Raw genomic sequence first — 25,232 nt, forward strand, 5'->3', positions numbered from 1 at the left:
TTATATGTTGTTTATATATGTACGCAGATGCCTTGATGCAGTAAAAATACTGCATCAAGGCATCTTTTTTTCTTATTAGAATGACATGAGGAAGCCCATACGGATGCCCCATTTTGAGATGTTTGCATGGTCATAATAGTTGAGGCGGCGCACATAATCGATTCCGAAGAACTTGAAGATGTTGTGCACGCCGGCTACAAACTCCCAGTATGGCGTCTTGCCAAAGGTATAGGAGTTGGTAGGGAACTTGAAGAGCTTCTCATCATTGAGGTTCTTGCTTGGGTCGTTCTTGCTGGTCAAATCGCCCCAAACACCCTTGATGGCTACATATTCACGCCACTTCAGCTTCTTGATGAGCGGAATGCGGTTGAGCAGCTTGCCGTTCATATCCCAGGCTACTGACCAGAACAGCTGGCGGTCGCTCAGGAACTCCCAGTCCTTCATCATGCTGATGGTTGCCTCCTGCTCGAAGAGAGAGAGGTTGACCGGTGGCTGGATGAGCATGGTGAAAGGCACTTTGCTCCACTGCGCCTTGCCCACGATGTTGAAATCCATATAACCGAAGCTTCCCAGCCACTGGCGCTTGTAAATGCCCAGCGTGGTGAGGTTGCTCTGATACTGGCCGCCCATGAATCCGTCTAAGCCCATGGTGTGGCGAAGCGAAATCTCAGGACTGTCGAGGTTGATAGGCAGACGCTGCTGCTTGGTGTTGACATAGGTGACACCCGGGTTGTAATCTAAGCCTACACTTGCCTCTGTGGTGCGTATCTTGCGTATTTCCTCGCCGTTGCTCACCCTGAAGTAGTGGAGATTGCCCACGGTGCGGTTGCTCTGCCAGCGGAGGCTGGTGTCGAAGCGGAAACCCCAGTCGGTTTCGTAGGTGAAGGTCACCTTCTGGCGGTGATACTGATACATCTGGTCCTGCGTAGTGGCACGGAGGGTCATGAAGAAGTTGTCCTTGTTGTGCAGCAGGTTATCATCGGATGGAGATGTAATATCATGCCCCAGTTCGAAGGTAAGCTTGCGCATCGGGAACTCGAACGGACTGTTCTTCTTCTTGTTGAACGAATAGGTGAGCACATGGCCGTAATACCACTTGTTGCTCTTCAGACCATAGGCGCCGTAACCATCCCAGAAGAAGTGTGGGTTGAGGGCTGCCATCGTTCGGCCCGCCAGACGCAGGCGCACACCGTCTACGTAGTTGTTGGAGAGGAACGTGTTGATAGGTCCGAGGTCGAAGAGGCTGCGGCGGTCGTTGATGATGCTGTCTCTTTCAACACCCAGACTGTCTTTCACCGTTACCTTCTTGCCCTTGGTATGAGCCACTTCCACATAGTTCTCCATCAGGGCTCTCACACCGAAGATGATGTATTTGAATCCCTTGGAGTTCTCCATGCGGTGGATAAAACTGTCCATCGATGATTCACTCTTCGTGAGGTCCACCTGTCGGTATTTGTTCCAGTAAGCCTCATCGCGGTTCATCGCATCCATATCGTGCCTGATTTTCGCCTTGCCCTTGAAGAGCTGCTTCGGCAAGGCATCGAAGGCATAATCGGTGATTCGCGTGTTTCGCACCACTAGCAGGTCCTGAAGGAGCTTGTTGACGTGCAGTTCGGCTATCATATCGTCTTTAGAGAGCACCCACTCGCCGTTGTCGAGCTTGGTGTACTCCTGTTCAATCTTCATGTCAGTAACCCAGTTTACATCGCTGTTGTGAGGCATGTAGAGGTTACATTTCTTCACGTGCAGGCTGCTGTCGGCAAGCACATAGAGCTCGCCTCGGAATCCGAAGTCCTGACTGTTGGCTGGGATAAACTGCAGATGGTAGCACAGGTCTCTTTCCACATACACCGTATCTTCGATGTAATAATGGTAGAAGCTGATGGCAGTTCTGCCGATAGGAGACGGGAAGGGATACTGCAGCAGGCGCACGTAATCATCGTAGATGTCCACATCGGTGAACACCTCTTTCAGGGCGGTGTTGAGAATCTCTCCGGTCTGGATTACCTGTCCGATTCCATTGCTCTGCTGACCCTTGATGATGTCCTTTTCGGTCTTCGGATCTTTGCGGTAAATATGCTGTGAAACCGTCTCGTCGATGCTGACAGGCAGGGTGAGCTTTCCGTTGTACGGAGAGGTTTCTACCTGGTCGAGGAGATACTGGCGGCGCTGGAAGAACTTGCTTTCGAGCTGTTCTTTCTTCAGGTCGTTGAGCGCGAGCGTAATCTTCTGATACTTATCATATTGCACATAGTCGTGGTTGCTTAAATCGCTCTTTTTCTTGGCAGCAATCACGCGGCGCATCAGTTCTACGGCAGGATTATCCTTGCGCTTGTAGCGGCCTTTTTTCGATTTTACCACCACTTCGGTAAGTTTGTGGGTGTCGTCTTTCAGTTTGATTTCCAGGAAGTTGGTCTTCTCGTCTACCTTTACCGTGGCGCTCTTGTAGCTCAGTGCGCTGACGGTGAGCATGAGTCCCGGTTTCTTATCGATGGTAAACTTACCTTCTCCGTTGCTGGAAACCGCAATTTTATGCCCTTTGTATTGCACGCTTGCATACGGAACGGCAAAACCGTCGTCATCGATGACACGGCCTGTTATCTTCTGCTGGGCCATCATCTGAAGCGTAGAAATCATCAGAAGTATGACCGTAAAATACAACTTTTTAATACCTTTCATTTTTATACCTTATTATATATAGGGGCTCTCTGCCCATGATTTAATCTATTCAGGGTGCAAAGTTATAACATTATTCGTAAATAGACGCAAAAATCTATTCATTATTTCAGTTTTTTATGAGATTTTCAGAAAAAGGCTTTCATGCAGTTCTCTCTGCAGCCTGTTCCTGCTCTTCGTGGTGAAAGGCTGAGTGGTATAAAACCCCTTCATATTGCTCTATTTCACCTTATTATCTGTCAATATATGATGAAATTCCGAAAAATTAAGAAAACTATTTGGTTAATTTAATTTTTTAGCGTAATTTTGCACACTGAAATTTAAAGAAGAAACGCCCTTCTGCGGGCTTATTAAATATCAAGCGAATGAATAACAAGGGAAATCTTACCGACGAGCGGCCTCCTTTGCTGCCCGTCATCATAGGCACCGGTTTCGGCAGTGGCTTCTGGCCTTGGGGACCGGGCACGGCTGGCTCTGTATTGGCAACCCTCATCTGGGCTGCCCTGGCTTACGGGCTCGGTATTACGGGCGAGAGTCTGCAGAGCATCACCTTCTTTCTTGTCATTGTTTCTACCATTCTGGGCACTTGGGCAACGGCGCAGTTGCAGCCTTACTGGGGCGAGGATCCGAGCCGCGTGGTGATAGATGAGATGGCTGGCGTGTGGATTCCCCTCTCGTTGCTGACTCCGCTCACGGCTCAGGGCGAAGTGAAAGATGCCTGGTGGTGGGCATTGGTGGCACTTGTCCTCTTCCGCTTCTTTGATATGGTGAAACCGCTGGGAATCAAGAAACTGGATAACAGGCAGGGCGCCTTCTATGTGATGGCAGATGATCTGCTGGGCGGCTTCTATGCAGCCGTTTCATTAATCATCATCAAGATTATTCTGGTTTCGGCAGGAATCATCTAAAACAGCTTATCGTGCATTTCTTAAACAGACAATAAAACAAATAGATAAAAATATGAATTATAGAGATTTCTTACAAAAAGTTATCTATGCCATCATCAATCCACTTATCAAGGGGATGATAGCAGTAGGTATTACTCCTAACATTGTCACCTTCGTAGGATTTCTGGGCAATATCGTGGCAGCCGGTTTCTTCCTCGATGCGGCATGGAAGCTCGGAACAGAGCAGGCTGACTATGCATCTTGCATGGTTACTGTAGGATGGGGTGGATTCATCATCCTCGCTGCCGGTCTCTTCGATATGATGGATGGCCGACTGGCACGTATGAGCGGCAAGAGCAGCCTCTTCGGTGCACTCTGGGATTCTACACTCGACCGCTACAGCGAACTGGTAAGTCTCTTTGGCATCTGCCTCATCTTCGTACGTATGCAGGGCGATATGACCTGGTTCTGGATGAGCGTAGTAACCTTTGCTGCGATGATCGGTTCTGTGATGGTAAGTTATGTCCGCGCCCGTGCCGAGGGTTTGGATATTGAGTGCAAGGTGGGTTTCATGCAGCGTCCTGAGCGCGTTGTCGTTACCGCCGTTACAGCGATGATTACCGGCTTTACGGGCAATATCTGGTGGCTGGCAGGCGGAATGATTCTGATTGCCGTACTGGCAAACATCACCGCTTTCTGGCGCATCTGGCATTGTTATGTCGTGATGAATGCTCATAAATAATAAACTCAAGTTCTATCCATAAAAAATAGAAAAAAAGTGTTTAGTATCTATCTGATTATCCTCTTGGTTGTACTCGCAGCCTGGAAGAAGACACGCCGTTTTGCCTTCTATTTTCTGCCTTGGTTCCTCTTTGGAATCATCTACGATTCGATGCGCCTTTATCCTAACTATATGGTGAACGATATTGATGTGGCGAATCTCTATCATGCAGAAAAGTCGCTCTTCGGCATTGCTGCTTCATCCAGTGCAGAACTGCAGGCTGTAGCCGACCATACCCAGCTGATGATTCCGGGCGAATACTTCAAGGTTCACCATTGCGGTTTTGCCGATTTCTGGGCAGGCATCTTCTATCTCTGCTGGGTTCCGGTGCCAATCGCCTTTGCCCTTTATCTTTATCTTACGAAACAGCTTATATGGTTCAGACGTTTCTCCTGGGCTTTCCTGCTGGTGAACATCATCGGCTTCATCGGCTACTACCTCTATCCGGCTGCTCCGCCATGGTATGCTATGAACTATGGCTTCAAGGCTGTGCTCAATACACCGGGCAATGTGGCTGGTCTGGGCAGATGGGACGAAATGACCGGACTGCACGTGTTCCACGGACTCTACGGCAAGAATGCCAATGTCTTTGCTGCCGTGCCTAGTCTGCATGCTGCCTATATGTTCCTCACCACGATTTATGCTGTGATGAGCCGCAAGCGCTGGTATACGGTATTGCTCTTTGCCTGCATCTGTCTGGGAATCTGGTGGACGGCAGTTTATTCCGGTCATCATTATATCATCGATGTCATGTTGGGTATTCTTACTACGATAGTAGGCGTACTGCTTATGGAATCCAAGAGAATATGGGCAAGATTAAAGAAGAACTCGTAACCTTCGGCAAGGCGGAACTGACAGCCTCCTGTGCCTCAGTGGTAGACTTCGGACTGGCATTCTTCCTCTCAGATATCATTGGCATTTATTACGGACTTGCCAATGCGCTGGGAGTGATAAGTGGCGGCATTACCAACTGCATTCTGAATTACCGCTATGTGTTCGGCGATTCCAAGAGTAAGAAAAAGAGTGTAGCCTGGCGCTACTTTATCGTCTGGGGCATCAGCTGGATGCTCAATTCGGGCGGCACTATCGCTCTGACCGAATTTCTGAATGCGCACGAGCATATTCAGTTGCATTACATGATTCCGAAGAGTATAGTGTCTCTGCTGGTGGCGATATTCGTAAACTATCCGGGACAGAAGAAATTTGTTTTTAAGCAGAAATAACCATATCAGATGGGGGCAGTATTCAGTATTTGCCCTCATCTTTTTTTGTATCCTGTCAGCTCATCTGTTGGCTTTGGGGCAAAAAAAAGAGTTTGGATTGTCTCCCGACATTCCAAACCCACGCTTGTTTCTAACTAACTTATTATCAACTATTCATTACTTTTCAGTTTGCAAAATTACGAGTTTTTTCCTTATAAAATAAACTTTTTCGAAAAAATAATAACGTAAACGTTTGCGCATTCGAAAGATTTTGTTATCTTTGCAGAGAATTCACTAACTTTGCAGTCTGAAAAGACAAAATATGCAGAGTTTGTGGATGCAAAAATGAATGTCAATAATAAGCGTAAACTAAATATGAAACAACGAAGAACATCCTTGAAAGACCTCGCCGACCAGCTTGGCGTTAGCATAGCAACCGTATCTAGAGCCCTGCGCAACAGCCATGAAGTAGGAGAGGAGATGACTCAAAAGGTGAAAAACCTTGCCAAGGAACTCAATTACCGTCCAAACCCCTTTGCACAAAGCCTCAGAAAAGAAGCACCAAGGGTGATTGGCGTGATTGTGCCCAACTTAGTGACCCATTATTATGCTGCCGTGCTGGATGGCATAGAAGATTATGCTGTAAAAAATGGCTACTCGGTAATCAGCGCCAACAGCCACGAGAATACAGAACATGAGAAGCGAGCTGTAGAAAACTTCCTGAATATGCATGTGGAAGGCATCATCGCCTGCCTGGCACAGGATACGGTTGACTATTCTCACTTCGAGCAGTTGCATAAGATGGGAGTGCCACTGGTGTTCTTTGCCCGTTGCTGTCTGGATGATAAGTTCTCCCAGGTAGTAGGCAATGGTGATGTTGCAGCCCAGGAGGCTACCCAGCACATGATAGATACCGGTTCGCGCCGCATCGCCTTCATCGGCGGTCCAAACCATCTTGATATGGTGCGCCGCAGAAAACACGGTTATCTGGAGGCGCTGAGAGAGAACCGCATCCCTATCGACCGTGACCTCGTAGTTTGCGACAGAATCGATTTCGATGTGGCCCGAAACGCTACCCTCCGTCTCCTCGAAAAGGAGGACAGACCTGATGCCATTCTTGCCTTTAACGATATTATCACCTATGCCGCCTTCGATGCTATCAAGGAAAAAGGGCTCCGAATACCAGAGGATGTTGCTATCATCGGTTTTACCGATGGTGATACTGCTGCCTTCGTTACGCCGAAACTCTCGGCTATCATGGACAAGGCACACGAACAGGGAACCACAGCCTGTGATCTACTCATGAGAAGTATCAATGGAGATGATAGAATCTACAAAAAAGTGGTACCGATGATTCTGAAAATACGCGAAAGTTCTGAAAAAAACGACATGAAATAAAACCTATTATAGAAATAAAAAATCTTTTCAGATAAATATATATAAACCTACGATTATGATGATAAAAAAACAAAACTACTTGAAACATGCCATCGTGCTGTTTCTGCTCTTGCTGCTTATGCAGCCGGGTAGGGCATGGGCTGCCTATGAGAACGTAGAATTCAGCAGCCTCACCAATCATGATGGACTTACGAACAGTCAGGTGGGTGCCATCCTCAAGGACATCAGAGGCTACATCTGGTTCGGTACCCAGTCGGGACTGTGCCGCTTTGACGGCTTCCGTATGAAAACTTTCTATTATAGCAACACTGATGATAAGTCGCTGCCTAACAATTCGGTAGATGAACTTCAGCAAGACTATGATGGAAATATCTGGGTGCATACCTCTGTGGGTTACAGCATCTACAAATATGATGAAGAGCAGTTTAACCGCAAACCGGAAGAATGGCTCAAAAACATCCACGTGCAGGGACCTCCTTATAAACTCCTGATAGATAAGGATAAGAACATGTGGATAGCTGTCTACGGACAGGGACTCTACTTTCATAATGCCAAAACCAGGAATACCTACCTTTTTAAATTTACCAAAAAGGCTCAGCCGGGCTGTCTGAAAGAGGGAAATATCAGTAAAATAACCGAGGTTGACGGCGATGCGCTCATTACCTATGGTGATGGTACAATCTGCCGTGTCAACGGACAGAAACAGAAGGTTCTCTGGTCCAATTCCTTCCTTGCCACCCATAAAGCTGCCGGTGATAATGGCGCCTATACTTTCTATGATGGTATAGGTGGTTTCTGGGTTTCTGTAAGTAATGCTAATTACGTGTATCAGTCTAAAACCGGAAAATGGACCGATGCACGTTCTTATCTTACAAACATGGGCATTGATATTCCTTGCCCAACCCATATTCTGATGCGCGATATAGCCCGTGATAAGGCAGGCAATCTCTGGGTGGCTTCCGACCATAACGGTCTCTTCTTCGTTGATTTCAAACGCAAAATCTGCCGTCAATATGTTCATTCTGAAGCAAAGGGAAGTATCGTTGACAATTCCCTGCAGAAGGTTTATGTGGATGATGAGGGAGCTATCTGGGTAGGTAGTTACAAGAATGGCGTGGCTTATTATTCGCCTGACGCTCAGAAATTCACAACTGTTCCGCTTGGTGATGTGTGTACTATCACGCAGGATCTGAATGGTAATCTCTGGTGCGGAACCAATGATAGCGGTATTGTTTGCTACAGTCCGCTTACCGGACAGAGCTGGCGATTCTCACAGGCAGAAACCGGTCTGGCTTCGGATATTGTGGTCAGCAGCGTAACCATGGCTGATGGTACGATGTATTTCGGAACCTTCAATGGTGGACTTGCCCAATATAAAAACGGCAGATGGAAGAGTTTTCAGGCAGCTCCTGGCGGTCTTGCCAATAACAGCGTCTGGTGTCTTGCCGAAGATCCGTATCATCGCCTGATTATCGGAACCTTGGGCTCAGGCTTCCAGATTTATAATCCTGAAAGTGGTAAGTTTACAACCTACAATGTTCAGAACTCAGGCATATCCAGTGATTTTATCAACTCGCTCTTCCTGCCGAATAAAGATGAAATCCTGATAGGTCATTCGCAGAACTATTCTATCTTTAATTTCGGAACCCGGAAGGTAACCAATGTGAATACAACCAAGGACGGACAGCCTTTCCCTAGTCCTTCCTTGAACTACATGATGAAGGATAGCCGCGGCTTTCTGTGGATGGCTTCGCCGGCGGGAATCACCATGTATGATGAGGCTTCAGGGCAGTTGGAGTCAATCAATGACCTCAATGGTACGCAGGGCACGGTGGGCTGCATGGTGCTCGAAGATAAGCAGCATAACATCTGGCTGGTTTCTGAATTTATCGTTACCCGTGTTACGCTGACCAAGAATAACCAGGGCCAATGGGACATCACGATGATCAGCTTCAATTCGCTCGATGGCTTGCAGAGCCGCCAGTTTAACCAGCGTTCTGCCTGTCTGATGAGAAATGGATCCATCGCCATCGGTGGTCAGGATGGTATTAATATCATCAATCCTGCCAAGATCCGTCCTGCACAGAAACATGCACATGTCCTGTTTAGCGGTTTCGTACTCTTCGATCATCCGCTCAAGGCAGGTGAGGAGTTTGAGGGAAGAGTGCCTCTGGAAAAATCGCTCGATACGAATCCTGAACTGGATCTCAGTTATAAGGATAAGGCGTTTACCATACAGCTGGCTTCCGACCAGGTAAGTATTCCGGCACGTTGCCGTTTCCTCTATCGCATGAAGGGACTTGATGACAAATGGATGCTGACACCGGAAGGACGTCCGGAGGCAACCTTTACCAATCTCTCTTCGGGCAGCTATGTCCTGGAAGCAAAGGTGGTGAATGCGGATGGTAGTGTGAGCGAAGAGGTGAGCACGCTGAAGATTCATATTCACCCGCCTTTCTATCTCTCTATCTGGGCGTTCATCGTATATATTATATTAATAGGTGTAGCTTTCTATCTCTACCGTAAACGTATGCTCGAAAAGCAGCGTGTAAAATTCGAACTCCAGAGCAAGGAAGACAGTATCAAGAAGACCAAGGAGTTGAACGAACTCAAACTCAACTTCTTCACCAATGTGAGCCACGAACTCCGTACACCGCTCACCTTGATTATCTCGCCGCTGGTAAATATGATTCGGGAAGAAAGAGAAGAGTCTAAACGCAGGAAGCTGGAGATGATTCATCGCAATGCTACCCGTTTGCTCAATCTGGTAAACCAGATTCTCGACTTCCGCAAGATAGACCAGAACAAGGAGAAACTTACGCTGTCGCATATCGACATCGTGAGCTTCGTGGATAATATCTGTACTTCGTTCCGTACTTTGGCAAACAGCAAGGTAACGCTTGCCTTCGATTCTACGGTGCCTAGTCTGCAGATGTCGTTCGATGCTGATAAGGTAGGAAAAATCGTGAATAACCTCTTGAGCAATGCTTATAAGTTTACGCCAGATGGAGGATTTATCACCGTTTCTCTGAGCATCGCACTCCGCCAGCGTGTTGGCGACAAGGATTCGGATATGCTCCGCATCTCTGTATCTGATACTGGCAAGGGCATCAGCGATGAGGAGAAGGAACATGTGTTTGAGCGTTTCTATCAGGTCAATGGCACCGAAATGCAGCCTCAGGGTGGTAGCGGAATAGGCTTGAACCTGGTTAAGAAGTTTGCCGAACTTCATGGCGGTAAGGTGGATGTTACAGATAATCCAAGCGGAGGAACCATCTTTATGGTTGACCTTCCGATAGAGAGCAGTACAACCTCCAATTCTACGGCACATCTCGGTTCGCTGCGTGCAGCACCTATCATAACCACGGTGCATCAGGCAGATGATGATGATCCTGATGCTGGTAAGAATGTTCTCTACGGAATGAGTAAACATGTGCATCAGCCAGGTGAATCGATGATCAAGAAACCGGTAGTACTCCTCGTTGACGACAGCGACGACTTCCGTGAGTTTATGAACGAAGTATTGACAGACTATACGGTTGTTGAGGCTGTCAATGGTCAGGATGCCTGGAACAAGATTATCGACCGTCGTCCAGACATCATCCTGAGCGACGTGATGATGCCTGTGATGGATGGTAATGAACTCTGCCGGATGTGTAAGGACAATGACGAAACAACAGCCATACCTTTCATCATGCTCTCTGCCCGTATGGGAGATGAGCAGCGCAAGGAAAGTCTGAAGTGTGGTGCTGACGAGTATATTGCCAAACCATTCGATATTGATATGTTGAATCTCTGTATTCTGAACCTCTTGAAGAAACGCAAGAACGTAAGCACAGAATATGTAATCACAGAGGCCGACCGCAAATTTATCGATGAGGTGAATGTTTATATCCGCGATCATATGAGCAATCCTGAAACATCGGTAGAATCGCTGAGTACTCATCTTAGCATTTCGCGCGTACAATTATATAAGCGCATGATTTCGCTGACGGGTATTACACCTTCTGAGTATCTCAGAACCAAGCGTATCAAATTTGCAGAGCATCTCCTGCGCTCGGGCGACTTGAACATCAGTGAAATAGCCTATAAGGTGGGATTCAATAATCCACGTTATTTCACTAAATACTTCCAAGACGCGTATGGCGTTACGCCGTCTCAATATCGTAAGAATCTATCAGAATCAGAGTAATTTACGCATCTGATTAACATTTTATACACATACATAAAACATTTGCGCACAAAGATACGGGAATTTTCTCGTATCTTTGCCGCAGATTTTTAAACTTTCCTTTAAACGTATAAAATGAGACTAACTAAAACATTATTGATTTCAGCAGTGCTGCTGATGAGTGCCACAGGCATGCAGGCAGCAGGTTTCAACCAGAATGGTAATTATCTCACTGTTCAGTTGAAGCAACACCAGAATTTTGGTCCTAGTCAGATTCGCCTCCAGGTGGTGAGCGATAAGATTATCCGTGTTCAAGCTACAGCCGAACAGAGTTTCCGTAACAAACAGAGTCTGATTATTGTGCCTCAAAACAGCAAGGCAAACTATAAGGTGGAAGAGCAGGGAGACAATCTCATCATTACCACTGCAGCCATGCGTGCTGTCATGAACGAGGCTACGGGTCAGATTACTTTCTATGACTTGAAAGACAATGTCCTTCTCAATGAGGTGGCTCAGGGCGGAAAGACATTCAAGCCGTTTACTGTGCCTGACCGTGAAATCGGTGTAGACATTGCCAAGGTTCCTGAAGCACAGAAGCATGGATGGTCATGGCGTGCGCTCTTCAACTCTCCAGATAACGAGGCGTTCTATGGTCTCGGTCAGCATCAGAGTGAGGAACTCAACATGAAGGGTAAGAACGAAGACCTCTTCCAGTATAATACTAAGGTGAGTGTGCCTTTCGTCATCTCTAATAAAAACTATGGTATCCTCTGGGATTCTTATTCTTATTGCCGTTGGGGTAATCCGGAAGATTATCTCCAGCTGAACCGTGCCTTCAAACTCTATGATAAAGATGGTAAGGAAGGTCAGTTGACAGGTACTTATGTGGATAAGAACGGTAAGAAGATTGTCCGTGGCGAAGATAGCATTTACTTTGAGTATGCAATGCCTGAGACTTCTGAAATCTGCAACCAGACCGACAAGGGTGGTATTCAGAACCTGCCAAAGGGCTTTGCCCTGAATGGTTCCAAGGTGGTTTACGAGGGTTATGTGGAAGCTCCAAGTAACAGCTTCTATCAGTTTATCCTCTATTATGCCGGCTACATGAAGATTTATATCGATGGCAAACTGGTAGTTCCTGAGCGCTGGCGTACAGCCTGGAATCCGAACTCTTATAAGTTTGAAACTCCTATCAAGAAGGGCGTAAAGACTCCTATCCGCATCGAATGGCAGCCTGATGGTGATGTTTCTTACTGCGGTCTTCGTGTAGCAGCTCCTCGATCTGAGGCTGAGAAGAACCAGTTGAGTATCTGGAGTGAGATGTCACCGGATATGGACTATTACTTCATCGCAGGTCAGAATCTGGATGAGGTGATTTCAGGCTACCGTACTTTGACAGGTAAGGCTTCGCTTTATCCTAAGTGGACCCTCGGTTTCTGGCAGAGCCGTGAGCGCTATCAGAGCAGCAAGGACATCGAAGAGAACCTGAAGAAGTTCCGTGACCTGAAGATTCCTGTAGACAATATCGTTCAGGACTGGAACTACTGGAAACTGGATTCTTGGGGAAGTCATGAATTTGAGGCGGCACGTTATCCTAACCCACAGGCAATGCTCGACAGCGTACACGCGATGAACGGAAGATTCATGATTTCAGTATGGCCTAAGTTCTATGATACTGTCAAGAACTATAAGGAACTCGACAGCAAGGGCTGGATGTATCATCAGGCTATCAAGGATGATATTCACGACTGGCTCGGCTTCCGCGGTTCATTCTATGATGCTTACTCAGATGGTGCCCGCAAGATGTTCTGGCGCCAGATGGACGAGAATCTCTATACCAAGTATAAGTTCGGAATTGATGCCTGGTGGATGGATGCATCTGAACCAAACGTTCGCGACTGTACTCCGATGTGGTACCGCAAGGCACTTTCGGGTCCTACAGCTCTGGGTACATCTACCGAATATTTCAATGCTTACAGCATCGTGAATGCTGATGCTATCTATAACGGACAGCGCAGCGTGAACCCTAACCAACGTGTTTTCCTCCTGACCCGTTCTGGTTTTGCCGGTGAGCAGCGTTACAGTACAGCTACCTGGTCGGGCGACATCGCTACCCGTTGGGAAGATATGCGTGCCCAGATGACAGCCGGTTTGAACTATTCTATGGCAGGTCTTCCTTTCTGGGGAATGGACCAGGGCGGTTTCTGTGTAGAAAACCGATACGTAGCTGCCCAGCAGGAGTTTGATAAGACCGGTAAGGAGAATGCTGACTTGAAGGAATGGCGCGAGTTGCAGGCGCGTTGGAACCAGTTCGGCTGCTTCGTTCCTCTTTATCGTACCCATGGTCAGTGGCCTACCCGTGAGGTCTGGAACATTGCACCGGCAGATCATCCAGCTTACAAGACCATCGTTGCTTACGATAAGCTCCGTTACCGTCTGATGCCTTACCTCTACAGTATGGCAGGTATGGTTCACTTCAAGGATTACACCATGATGCGTGGATTGGTAATGGACTTCAACGGCGATGACAATGTTTACGACATCAAAGACCAGTGGATGTTCGGTTCTGCCTTGATGGCCTGTCCTGTAGGCGAGTATCAGAAGTATAGCCGCAATGTTTATCTTCCTAAGCAGAAGGGCTGGTATGATTTCTATACAGGTAAGCACTATTCCGGTGGACAGACTATCGTAGCCGATGCACCTTTCGATAAGATTCCTGTCTTTGTTCCAGAGGGTTCTATTCTTCCTGTGGGTCCTGAGATGGAGTGGAGTGATCAGAAGAAGGCTGAGCTCATCGATCTCTATGTTTATGCAGGCAAGGACGGTTCTTATACACTCTATGAGGATGAGGGAACCAACTACAACTACGAGAAGGGTAAGTATGCTATGATCGATTTCAAGTATAATGATGCTCAGAAGACCGTTACTATCGCTGCCCGTAAGGGTTCTTTCGACGGTATGCTCCAGAAGCGTCGCTTCAATATCGTACTTGTTAGTGATAACAACCAGCAGGGCATCAGCCTCGCCAAGGCGCCTAAGGGCAAGATGGTGAAGTATGCTGGTAAGGCTGTTACTGTAAAACTGAAGTAATATGAAGAAGATATTTGCTTTAGCAATCTTTCTATTGGGCGCTCAGTCGTTGAGCGCCCGTGATAGCCAGTCTTTTGATAAAGGCTGGCTTTTCACTTTAGCAGATAGTGCTGGAATGTCAAAGTCGGATTATTCAGACCGACATTGGCGAAGTTTGAATCTTCCTCACGATTGGGCGATAGAGGGCGATTTCTCTCCTTCGAATCCTTCGGGAGCCAGTGGTGGTGCATTGCCGGGCGGCATCGGGTGGTACCGTAAGCATTTCTCGGTAAATCCGAAGGAAAAGTATGACCGATTTACCATCACCTTTGATGGCGTATATATGAATTCTACCGTGTATATCAATGGTCATAAACTCGGAACCCGTCCTTACGGATACAGTACATTCGAGTATGATCTTACACCTTATATTAATAAGAAGGGTGATAATGTCATTGCCGTGAAGGTGGATAACAGCGACCAGCCTAACAGCCGCTGGTATTCCGGTTGTGGTATTTACCGCCATGTTTGGCTCACCAAAACCATGAAGTCGGCTTATATTCCTCAATGGGGGCAGTATGTGGCAACTTCTCCACAAGGTGATGTCAGGGTGAAGGTAGATTTCGCAGCTTCCGGCAATAAGATGAAACTCTCTGTCCGTAACACCATCTATGATGCTGCAGGAAAGATGGTAGCAAAGAGTCAGGGTGTTCAGGAACAGAAACTCAAGGTGAAGAATCCGCATCTCTGGGACATAGGAAAGGGATATCTCTATACCGTGAAGAGTGAGCTGGTAGTAAACGGGAAGGTAGTGGATGTAGCGACGACTACTGCCGGTTTCCGTGATGTAAAGTTTGATGCAAAGAAGGGTTTCTTCCTCAATGGCAAGAATCTCAAGATAAATGGTGTCTGTGAGCATCATGATTTCGGTTGTCTGGGTGCTGCTGTCAATGAAGATGCAATGCATCGCAAGCTTGCCATCCTTCGCGAAATGGGTGTGAACGCTATCCGAAGCAGCCATAATCCTCCGGCACCGGAACTCCTGAATATGTGCGATTCGATGGGTATCCTCGTAATGGATGAGAGTTTCGACATGTGGCGCCGCAAGAAATCGAATGGCGACTATGCCCGTTTCTTCGATGAATGGCATAAGAAAGACCTGTCTGATCTCATCAAGCGAGATAGAAATCATCCAAGTATCATCATGTGGAGTATCGGTAATGAGGTACTCGAACAATGGTCGGATGCGGCTGCTGATACGCTCAGCTTAGAGCAGGCTAACTTGATTCTGAATGCCGGTCATGATGCTTCAACCTTGGCACATAGCGATGAACTGAGTGTCAATTCGCTTCTTACCCAGCATCTTGCCAAAATCGTGAAAGAGTATGATCCTTGGGGCACACGCCCTGTTACTGCTGGCTGTAATGAGCCTGATCCGAAGAATCACCTCTTTAAGAGTGGGGCTATTGATGTTATTGGTTTCAATTATCACCATCAGTGGGTGAAGGATGTGCCGAAGAACTTCCCTGGCAAGCCTTTCATTATGTCGGAGAGTGTTTCTGCCTTGCAGACCCGTGGCTACTATATGATGCCTAGCGATAGCATTTATACAGCACCAAAGGAATGGTGGTTGCCTTATACTGATCCATCGTTTATGTGCTCGGCTTATGATAATTTCCATGCCTCATGGAGTAGTACCCACGAAGAAACATGGGATGTAGTGAAGCACAACGACTTTGTGGGCGGACAGTTTATCTGGACCGGTTTCGATTATATCGGCGAGCCTACTCCTTATGCTTATCCTGCCCGTAGCAGTTATTTTGGCATTATTGATTTGGCGGGTCTTCCAAAAGACAGCTATTATATGTATCAGAGTGAGTGGACTCAGAAAGATGTGCTGCATCTCTTCCCTCATTGGAACTGGCTGCCGGGACAGACCATCGATATGTGGTGTTATTATAATAATGCCGATGAGGTGGAACTCTTTATCAATGGCAAGAGCCAGGGCATCCGTAAGAAGACGGTCTATGGTGCAAAGAACGAAGGCGATGCTTTCAGGAAGAGTACTGAATATCACGTGATGTGGCGAGTTAACTTTGAACCGGGAGAAGTGAAGGTTGTAGCCAGAAAGAACAATCAGGTTCTTAGAGAGCAGGTTATCAAGACAGCAGGGGCTCCTCATCATCTTGTGTTGAAGAAGACCTATCAGGGCTGTCAGGCTTATGGCACTTCAGATCCGACCACCTTTGTCGAGGTGAATGTGGTAGATAAAGATGGCAATCTCTGTCCGAACGCAGACAACCAGATTTTCTTCTCTGTTTCTGGTGAACAGGAGGCAAATACCCCAAACAACCAGAAAACACCAAAAATTCTGGGAACAGATAATGGGTGTCAGACTTCTTTGGAGCGTTTTACCGATTCCCATCGCAAGGCTTTCTTCGGAAAATGTGTCGTTGTGATTAAAGGAAAGGGAACGCTCAAGGCACAGGCAGTAGACTTAAAGGATGCTTCTGTAGCTTTGTGATTGTAGTAATGTTTTGAAAATCAAAACGTTAAGGATTTATATTGCGAAGAAGGATACACTCTTTCGGTGTATTCCTTTTTCGCTCTTAAAAACGAAAAAGGTTTTGAAGCATTGGGACCCAAGGGATTTGGGTATCTCTATTATACTAGTAATAGAAATTTAGCTTCAAAACCTGCGGCAAAGATACATCTTTTTTTCGAATAAAAAAACTTTTTCGAATAAAAAATATAAAAAACTTGCTCTTATCAAAAAATATACGTAACTTTGTAAACGATAAGGCATCAAACCCAATCAGCAATCATGAAAAAAGTAATTGTAGAATTTCCTCACGATGCTGGAGCATGAAAGAAATAACAGAGATAAAACAATAAATATAAAAACAAAAAAAATAAAATGAAAATTCAAATAGAACAGGCTACGCCAGACAAGGCTTCGCATATCGCATCGCTCATCATGGAGGCGATGAATGCACAGTGTTGTCAAAATTTTGCTGGTCCTCAGCATACATTGGTTGATTTTCACCGTATGATGACTAAACTTGTAGAGATGGAGGACAGTCAGTATAGTTATAAGAATACATTGGTTGCTATGTCTACTGATGGCATTCTTGTCGGCATCTTGGTTGCATACGATGGTGCTGATGTCAAAAGATTACGTAAGCGCTTTATTGAGGCTGCAATCGTGGCTTTTGGAATAGACTATTCGGCTATGGATCTTGAAACTGAGGAAGGTGAGTTCTATTTGGATAGTTTGGCAGTCTCTAACCAATACCGTGGAAAAGGTATTGCATCTAAACTGTTGGAGGCTGCAATCTCTCGCGCAAGAGAGCTGGGACTTCCTGCTGTAGGCTTGCTTTGTGATAAAGGCAATCCGAAAGCGGAGCGCCTCTATACGAAGGTTGGTTTCCAATATGTCAATGATACCACTTGGGGTGGTCATGCAATGAAACATCTTCAGTATAAATTGTAATCTGACGGGGCAAACTGTGCAAACGTTTGCCCAATAAAAAGTATAGAAATCAACAGAAAATGTGCTGTTTATTGCGCAAACTGTAGTATCTTTGCACCATAAGTTCATAACGAATAGGTTTTTTGGTTTTTAGAAAAGATATTTTATTAGTTTTTGTTGATTTAATAATAAAAGCTCGGTCTGCAGTGATGCAACGCCGAGCTTTTGTATTTTTACTCCCATTCTGGGTAATTTCTTTCTGTATCTTTTATTCTAATTCCTCTATTTCTTTTTCGTCCATATCTTTATCTAACTGGTCTCTCCAAAGATACTTTCTGGTTTCATGTACTATGATACCACTCAGGCAGAGCAGAGAGATAAGGTTTGGTATGGCCATCAGGGCATTCATGCAGTCGGCTATGTTCCAAACCAGTCCCAGACTGATGACACTACCCAGGAAGATAGTAGCAATATAGACTATGCGGAAACAGAGCATCCACTTCTTGCCTTTCAGATATTCTACACACCGTTCTCCATAATAACTCCATCCCAATGTTGTACTGAAGGCAAATGTTGCCAGTCCGATGGTCAATATCGGAGCTCCGATATATGGAATCTTACTGAAGGCAGCCTTGGTGAGTGCTGCTCCGTTATGGTAGTCAATGTCTGGGTATGCTATGATACTTGAGGTGATGACAAGACCTGTAAGGGCACAGATGATAACCGTATCCCAAAAGGTACCGGTAGATGATACCAATGCCTGACGAACAGGGTTACGAGTTTGGGCTGCTGCAGCAACGATGGGTGCCGAACCCAGACCACTTTCGTTAGAGAACAATCCGCGGGCTATACCATAGCGGGCTGCAATCATCATGGTACTTCCTGCAAAACCGCCGCCAGCTGCCTTTGTTGTGAATGCTGAGTCTATAATTACGTGGATGGCAGGCAATAAATAAGCATGATTTACACAGAGAATGTAGATGCAGCCTAATACATAAAAGAGTGCCATGAAAGGTACCAGCATGCCGCAAACCTTGGAGATGCTGTTCACGCCTCCAAGAATCACTGCTGCTCCTAACGCCGTAACAATAGCACCTGTAATGTAAGGAGAAATGCCGTATTGGTTCTCTACCAGGGTTGAGATGGCATTAGCCTGTACCGTGCTACCGATTCCGAATGATGCCAATGCGGCAAAGAGGGCGAACAGGACAGCAAGCCACTTCCAGCCCAATCCTTTTTCCAGAGCATACATAGGACCACCCAACATCGTGCCTCGCTTGGTCTTTACGCGATATTTTACGGCGAGTAATCCTTCGGCATATTTGGTAGAAATACCAAAGACACCGGTTAACCAGCACCAGAGTACGGCTCCTGGTCCGCCAAGAGCGATAGCTGTAGCCACACCGATGATGTTACCGGTACCAATTGTGGCTGCCAGTGCTGTTGCCAGTGCTCCGAACTGTGAAACATCTCCTGTGGCATTCTTGTCTTTCTTTACAGACAGTTTGATTGCCTTGAATATCTTGCGTTGTGGAAAGCGCAAGCGGATGGTCAGAAAGATGTGGGTTCCCAACAGCAGGATAATCATAGGCCATCCCCAAAGGAATGAACTAAATGCGGTGAAAAAATCGTTTATTGCATCCATCTCTTAAAAATTTTATGTTTATCTTATATCTATATTTTATACCTAATAACGGAGTTACCTGTATATTATAACCTTGTTATTTCTCAAACTCTATCTTCACGTTTTTGAATCCCATTGCTTTCAGCATTTCTCTAAACTGCGTTTTGGCATTCGCCTGTGCAGTATAGATATTGGTGCGATTTAAGCAACGTTTCTTCATAGCCTGATAAGCACGCTCATACATCGCCTGTCTGTCGCTGCCTGTCCATTTGCCTTCTTCAAAGAAACTCTTGGTCTTCGCTTCGTCTATGAAGTTATGGTCCAGCAGTTTGATAGGAGGCAAAGTGCATACGATGCTGTCCTGGCTGGCTTGTAGCCATCCCTCTTTTACATCCTTCATATCGATACCCAAGCGCAACGTTCCGTAATAGATACGTACCAGTTGGTCGTCGCCAAAAAATCCACGGCGTATTGTATCTATCAGTTCTTCATCACTTACAGATAGAAATTCCCATTGACCGATATTCTCGATACTTTCTACCTGAGTGGGTGAGAGGGTAGTCTTATCTTCCTGTATCACGCTGACCTCGTTGTCTTTGGTAAGCCAATAGAAGACTCCACCCAGAATAAGGATCAGTGCTAATAGTACGATGATTTGTATTCTTTTCATATCATTATTCTCCTCGCTTAGTGATTCTTTTCAATCGTTGTCTTATCCAGAAGAGTCTTCAGATCGTTGAAAGTGAATTTCTTCCTGAAACTGATTTTGATATTCTCTTCAGCGAATCCCATGTCCTGTAACATCGGAATCAGGGTGTTTGCTGCACTTTGGCATGCCTGTTCCAAAATATCTAAGTTCGGGATATCGCGAATAATACTTTCCCTGCCTTGTTGTTCGAATTGTGACAGTTCTGCATCACTGTAGTTCTTTCTGGTGAGTGAAACGAACTGTCTTACTCCTTCATGATTGATTTTACTGCTGGTGAGTATCACTTTAGGGTCCGGCAAGATGATTTCTATCTTGTCGCCTTGTCGGTTTACGTTCTTAGCAGAGAATCCTGAAAAGTCTACATAAGCTTTTAATGTCGCATCCATCGGAATGGCCACCTTGCGGTTTGAGCCGGGAACATGAATATTAAAATCTTTCTTGAACAGTGAGCCCTTCAGATTGAGCTGGTCATCATGTGTTATAATCTTATGTACATGAGCTTCTGCTGTATATAGGCGATTGCATTTCTGTATCTGCATCACCATCACAGGTATTGTGTCGATGACTTGCTCCTTCTTTTCTGTTTGCTGATGCGAACATGAAATGAAGGCAAAAAATACAGAAATGATAAATATTAACCTCTTTTTCATACTTAATGTCTTTATTATACTGCAAAGGTACGGCAAAATGTTTGAAAAACAAAACAAAATCGTGTTTTTTGATGTTCTTTTGCTAAGAAACAAAAAAATAATGCAGAAAAAGCAGTTTTTTTATATATTGATTAAACCTTTTCATTTTCTTTTCGTCAAACTAACGATTAGAATTCATAAACTGAACTTTTATTATATCGTGTAAGATTCAATAGGAAATTTATTAGTTAGTATTTAGGTATGTTGAGGCGTCTGCTTGTGAAAGTAGGCGCCTTTTTGCATCTGATTTGGTCTCAGAATATAGATTTTTGTTCTTTTCTTTGGCTATTCCAAAAGAAAAACGTACTTTTGCAGTAAGAAAAAATAACGAAATGAAACGAATTGATTATATATTAATAGGTCTTTTGGCTATTTCAAGCTTGACGGCTTGTACCGAAAAAAAGAAGAGTAATATCATTATTGCTCCTAAACCGGTGGCTAAGGTTGTGAATAAAGCTACTCAGAAAATGAGTGATTATGAGCAGACCAGGGAGGCTGACTGGGTTGGTTCCCATTATAAAGTGGTGGTGAAGCGTAGTTCTGACAAGGAACTTCCGGTTCTCCAGTTGGACGAAAACACCAAGTATTATGATAACAGAATTTCGGTTAAGTTATTGAGAAGCGATGGTTCTGAATTCTTTAGCCGTACTTTCACAAAGAAAGATTTCACATCCTATATTGACAAACATACACAGGACATGGGTGCTTTGCTTGGTATTGTGTATGTGAAAGCAGAAGGTGATTATCTTTACTTCGCAGCAAGTGTTGGGTCGCCTGATGTTACAAGTGATGAATATGTCCCTCTGGTACTTAAGATTTCCCGAATGGGGAGTATCTCTATATCAAAGGATGAAAAGTTGGATACCAACGCTTCTGCTGAAGAGGAAGAAGATGGGGTATAAAGCGGTTCTTCCGTTAAATGTATGAGTATTTATTATGTTTATTCTGAAATTATTATTGTACTTTTGTAAGCGTATTCATTATAATAATGTATATATCAGCAGGCATTAATTCTTCCATTTTCTTTTGCGAAAGCAGAAGTAAAAGAATATGGAGAGACTATTTCGCAAGGCTGGTACGTCGGTATTGAGGGTGGAATGCCTTTCGACTTCTCTACTTTCTCAAGTTACCAACCAGACTTGGAAACCTTAATACGGATTTCTGATTTGCTGAAAGTGGATGTAAACGATTTGTTGAACAAAGAATGTATCAAAGAATGATGGACGATATATTGAAACAGATAAAGGCTGGCGAGGTGTCGGGGGTGCAGTTCAAGGAACGCATTCTCGACAAATATGATATTGCCTGTGAGTTAGTGGCGTTCAGTAATTCACATGGTGGCAAGTTGGTGGTTGGTATAAAGGATAAGACTGGAGAGACCAATGCTTTGTCGTATTCTGAGGTACAAGAAACAACCAACTTGTTGAGTGACATTGCTTCAGAAAACGTAGTGCCATCCATTCTGATAAAGATAGATACTGTTGAGGTCGAGGATGGCAACTTGGTTATTGCTACTGTGAAAGAAGGACTCAACAAGCCTTATCATGACAACAAGGGAATCGTATGGGTGAAGAATGGTGCCGACAAGCGTAAAGTGTTCGATAATGCCGAACTTGCAGAAATGATGACCGACTGCGGTAGTTTTGCTCCAGACGAGGCTGGTGTTAGGGATGCAACTGTCAACGACCTTGATGCAACGACTATCAAGCAGTTTCTTGGCAACCGTTTTGAAAGAGTCTTGGAAAAGAAAGGCTTGACAGGTGACGCTTTTAATGAAGCATCACTAGATATGATTTGCTCTGCCATCGCTAAGGGACATGACTGTGAGAAGATACTTCGCAATCTGCGATTTATCCGTCCCGATGGCACACTGACCGTTGCTGCCATGCTTCTGTTTGGCAAATACACCCAGCGCTGGATGCCAATGATGACAGCTAAGTGCATCTGTTTTGCTGGCAACAGCATCGGCGGCAAGGTATTTCGTGACAAGGTGAATGATGCAGATATGGAGGGGAATCTGCTTCACCAATATGACACTATCATGGATTTCTTCACTCGTAACCTGCATAACGTGCAGGTGGGAGAAGAATTCAACAGTATCGGAAAGTTGGAAATACCTTACACCAGTTTGGTTGAGTTCACTGTAAACAGTCTTGTACATCGTTCGTTGAACATGAAAGCCCCTGTTCGCATTTTCATTTTCGACAATCGTGTTGAGATTCACAGTCCAGGTGCATTGCCTAACGGACTCACTATTGATGACATAAAGGCTGGAACCTCCATGCCTCGCAATATGTTCCTTTTTAACAATGCGATATACTTGTTGCCATACACTGGTGTAGGTAGTGGCATCACTCGTGCACTTGATGAAGATGTTAATGTCACGTTTATGAATAACGACAAGGCACAGGAATTTGTGATTACTGTTTGGAGAGAAGAAAGTAACCAAGTCGAAGTTGAAAGTAACCAAGTCGAGGGAAAAAGTAACCAAGTCGAGGGAAAAAGTAACCAAGTCGAGGGAGCAAGTAACCAAGTTGGTAACGAAGTCCATGATAAAAGTAACCAAGTCGAAGACCATAACACTGGACTTAGACACTCTGACACCGACTCTGACACTCGACTTAGACACTCTGACACCGACTTAGACACTCAACTTAGACACTCTGACACTAAAAAAGTGTCATTGTCTAATAAGCAAAGGGATATAGTCAATTTCTGTTCTGTTCCTCGAACCACCGCAGAAATCATGGAACGCCTTGGTTTATCCAATCAAACCAAGAATCGTGAACGTTACATCACATCCCTTGTTGCAGCAGGATATTTGCAGATGACTAATCCAGATAATCCTACAGCAAGTAATCAAAAATACAAGAAAGTAAACAAAAGATAAGAAGCGTATGAATTCATTATTTCTCTTACAGTTTGCATGTTTTATATTCATGCTCATCAATGCCTTCTTCGTGGCACTCTCTCATCTGCATGTAAGATGGGAGAACAAGCGGTATGAGCGTTCACGATGGATGATTGTTATCGCCTTGTTAGGATTGGCGATACAATATGTCATACAGATGGGGTTCGGCTTCCGTGCTGCTGACGACAGTCTTGGGGCTGTCGTTAACATACTAGTCTATACGCCCTGTTTTTCGCTTATCTCCATGGGAATCTACAACATAGAGGCCACACGTTCCAACCTCAGAAAGATGATACTGATATGTAGTGGCATTTATGCAGCCATCATTGTGGTCTTTTCCGTGGGCATCAGTCTCCATCATAGCCTGTATATCAGAGAAGGGCTTTATATTATGCTGGCTCTGTTCTGCGTAAGTGTCATCTATTGCATATCCATGATTGTCAGGGAGATGATGAGGCGCAGGAACTTGTTGGAAACGATGGCAGCTACAGATATGTTGCCCTATGTAAGATATTCGCGTGCAAGTGTAATCATTCTATGGCTCGCAGTTCTCGCTATGCCGGTAGCTATCTTTTCTACCACCTTATTATATATAGTGGGTCCTGCCGTATTGCTTGCCCTGCTGTTCTTCAATCTTACGTTTATCGCTCTCGGCAGCAGTTATATCCCTACCGAAGAACTCCTGGACAAAGAAGAAGAAAGCTATGCCTTAGCGAGAACTAATTATAGGTATGGGGGGGGCACATTCTGCCAAGCAGTATAATTCCACAGGTAGTATAGAATCTTTACAGTTAATTTCCGACGAGCGCAGAGATTTCATCCAGAAGAGTCTTGATGACTGGTGTGCGAATTTAGGATATAAGGACTGTAATGTAAACATACTGACGCTTTCCCGTACGCTTTGTATCTCAAAGAACGAACTGAGCCAGTTCTTCGACCAATGCCTGCACTCTAACTTCCGAATATGGCTCAGCGAGATACGTTTCAACGCAGCCAAGAAGATGATGTTGGAATATCCAGATTATAGCAACGACATCATTTCAGCCGAGTGTGGATTCTCTTGTCGCACTCATCTTTACCGAATCTTCAAGACAAAAGAAGGCTGTTCTCCTACCGAATGGAGAGACTTCCAATCTACAGATGCAGCACAAAATGATTTAAATTGAGCCTAATCATTTTTTCGTAAAATACCAAAGAAAAAGCAAAATTTTTATCGAAAAATAGTCAAAAAGGTGTCGCATTCATAGGAATGCGACACCTTTTTGATAGGAATGCGACACCTGAACAGGGGAATGCGACACCTTTTTTGAAAGAAAAACACTATATTTGCACCATGAAAGAATTATTAGAAACCATACCAAGGATAGAATTAGCCCTGATCATCATCGGGGTGTTTGTACTCATATTAGATATTATCTTGGGATATGCCATGATACATGAGTACAGGATATATCTTGATGATCACTATAAGGCTCGCTATAGCTTTCGTGACTTCATCAAGAGGGAACGCTTTTATATATATTTGTTCTTCGCATCCATATTTATCTTCCTAACAAACCTCTTGTATTTTCTGGAGTGAGTTTCGGCTAGAATGGATGAATTAGCTTTATGGTGGATACTTGTCCTGTAATTGGATGTAGATC

17 protein-coding genes are annotated in these 25,232 nt (G+C 45.0%); 13 read left to right on the plus strand and 4 right to left on the minus strand.

The window, feature by feature from the left end:
* Positions 1-75: 75 nt before the first annotated feature.
* Complete coding sequence (locus ACWJAO_RS05315; RefSeq protein WP_449139506.1) at positions 76-2,679, minus strand: DUF5686 family protein; 2,604 nt, start codon at positions 2,677-2,679, stop codon at positions 76-78.
* 362 nt (positions 2,680-3,041) lie between these two features.
* Here ACWJAO_RS05315 and ACWJAO_RS05320 point away from each other — a divergent pair, with 362 nt between their 5' ends.
* The 9 genes from ACWJAO_RS05320 to ACWJAO_RS05360 all read left to right on the plus strand — a co-directional run bounded on the left by ACWJAO_RS05320 (position 3,042) and on the right by ACWJAO_RS05360 (position 17,677).
* A complete protein-coding gene (locus tag ACWJAO_RS05320; protein ID WP_006847723.1) occupies positions 3,042-3,584 on the plus strand; it encodes a phosphatidylglycerophosphatase A family protein in 543 nt (180 codons plus the stop codon).
* A gap of 52 nt (positions 3,585-3,636) precedes the next feature.
* Positions 3,637-4,305 (plus strand): CDP-alcohol phosphatidyltransferase family protein, encoded by a 669-nt coding sequence (locus tag ACWJAO_RS05325; RefSeq protein WP_287842218.1) that lies wholly within the window; start codon positions 3,637-3,639, stop codon positions 4,303-4,305.
* Between the two features lie 36 nt (positions 4,306-4,341).
* Positions 4,342-5,178: a phosphatase PAP2 family protein gene (locus ACWJAO_RS05330; protein ID WP_449139507.1), complete on the plus strand. Its 837-nt coding sequence runs from the start codon at positions 4,342-4,344 to the stop codon at positions 5,176-5,178.
* Positions 5,151-5,567 carry a GtrA family protein gene (locus ACWJAO_RS05335; RefSeq protein ID WP_449139508.1) on the plus strand — a complete coding sequence of 139 codons (417 nt, stop codon included), beginning with the start codon at positions 5,151-5,153 and terminating at the stop codon, positions 5,565-5,567. The genes ACWJAO_RS05330 and ACWJAO_RS05335 overlap by 28 nt, the downstream gene beginning before the upstream one ends.
* A 354-nt stretch (positions 5,568-5,921) precedes the next feature.
* The gene (locus tag ACWJAO_RS05340; RefSeq protein WP_449139509.1) at positions 5,922-6,944 is read left to right on the plus strand and encodes a LacI family DNA-binding transcriptional regulator; all 1,023 of its coding nucleotides are present in this window, start codon (positions 5,922-5,924) and stop codon (positions 6,942-6,944) included.
* Positions 6,945-6,999: 55 nt separating this feature from the next.
* On the plus strand, positions 7,000-11,136 hold the full coding sequence (locus ACWJAO_RS05345; RefSeq protein ID WP_449139510.1) for a hybrid sensor histidine kinase/response regulator transcription factor: 4,137 nt from the start codon (positions 7,000-7,002) through the stop codon (positions 11,134-11,136).
* Between the two features lie 114 nt (positions 11,137-11,250).
* Positions 11,251-14,205 carry a TIM-barrel domain-containing protein gene (locus tag ACWJAO_RS05350; protein ID WP_449139511.1) on the plus strand — a complete coding sequence of 985 codons (2,955 nt, stop codon included), beginning with the start codon at positions 11,251-11,253 and terminating at the stop codon, positions 14,203-14,205.
* 1 nt (position 14,206) lies between these two features.
* Entirely contained in the window at positions 14,207-16,708 is a 2,502-nt protein-coding gene (locus tag ACWJAO_RS05355) for a glycoside hydrolase family 2 TIM barrel-domain containing protein (protein WP_449139512.1), read from the plus strand.
* Positions 16,709-17,101: 393 nt separating this feature from the next.
* The gene (locus tag ACWJAO_RS05360; protein ID WP_449139513.1) at positions 17,102-17,677 is read left to right on the plus strand and encodes a GNAT family N-acetyltransferase; all 576 of its coding nucleotides are present in this window, start codon (positions 17,102-17,104) and stop codon (positions 17,675-17,677) included.
* A gap of 247 nt (positions 17,678-17,924) precedes the next feature.
* On the opposite strand, the gene ACWJAO_RS05365 is transcribed toward ACWJAO_RS05360, so the two are convergent.
* The 3 genes from ACWJAO_RS05365 to ACWJAO_RS05375 form a co-directional block, all read right to left on the minus strand.
* On the minus strand, positions 17,925-19,301 hold the full coding sequence (locus ACWJAO_RS05365; RefSeq protein WP_317604971.1) for an alanine/glycine:cation symporter family protein: 1,377 nt from the start codon (positions 19,299-19,301) through the stop codon (positions 17,925-17,927).
* A gap of 76 nt (positions 19,302-19,377) precedes the next feature.
* The gene (locus ACWJAO_RS05370; protein WP_449139514.1) at positions 19,378-19,950 is read right to left on the minus strand and encodes a DUF4230 domain-containing protein; all 573 of its coding nucleotides are present in this window, start codon (positions 19,948-19,950) and stop codon (positions 19,378-19,380) included.
* 17 nt (positions 19,951-19,967) lie between these two features.
* Positions 19,968-20,639 carry a DUF4230 domain-containing protein gene (locus ACWJAO_RS05375; RefSeq protein WP_449139515.1) on the minus strand — a complete coding sequence of 224 codons (672 nt, stop codon included), beginning with the start codon at positions 20,637-20,639 and terminating at the stop codon, positions 19,968-19,970.
* A 371-nt stretch (positions 20,640-21,010) separates the two neighbouring features.
* On the opposite strand from ACWJAO_RS05375, the gene ACWJAO_RS05380 reads away from it, so the two are divergent.
* The 4 genes from ACWJAO_RS05380 to ACWJAO_RS05395 all read left to right on the plus strand — a co-directional run bounded on the left by ACWJAO_RS05380 (position 21,011) and on the right by ACWJAO_RS05395 (position 24,755).
* The gene (locus ACWJAO_RS05380; protein WP_449139516.1) at positions 21,011-21,580 is read left to right on the plus strand and encodes a DUF4738 domain-containing protein; all 570 of its coding nucleotides are present in this window, start codon (positions 21,011-21,013) and stop codon (positions 21,578-21,580) included.
* A gap of 314 nt (positions 21,581-21,894) precedes the next feature.
* Positions 21,895-23,568, plus strand: coding sequence for an RNA-binding domain-containing protein (locus tag ACWJAO_RS05385; protein ID WP_449139517.1), 1,674 nt, complete (start codon positions 21,895-21,897; stop codon positions 23,566-23,568).
* 7 nt (positions 23,569-23,575) lie between these two features.
* The gene (locus ACWJAO_RS05390) at positions 23,576-24,352 is read left to right on the plus strand and encodes a hypothetical protein (RefSeq protein ID WP_449139518.1); all 777 of its coding nucleotides are present in this window, start codon (positions 23,576-23,578) and stop codon (positions 24,350-24,352) included.
* Positions 24,321-24,755 (plus strand): helix-turn-helix domain-containing protein, encoded by a 435-nt coding sequence (locus ACWJAO_RS05395; protein ID WP_449139519.1) that lies wholly within the window; start codon positions 24,321-24,323, stop codon positions 24,753-24,755. Before ACWJAO_RS05390 ends, ACWJAO_RS05395 begins: the two co-directional genes overlap by 32 nt.
* Positions 24,756-25,232: the final 477 nt, after the last annotated feature.

It is taken from the genome of Segatella sp. (genome assembly GCF_977051555.1).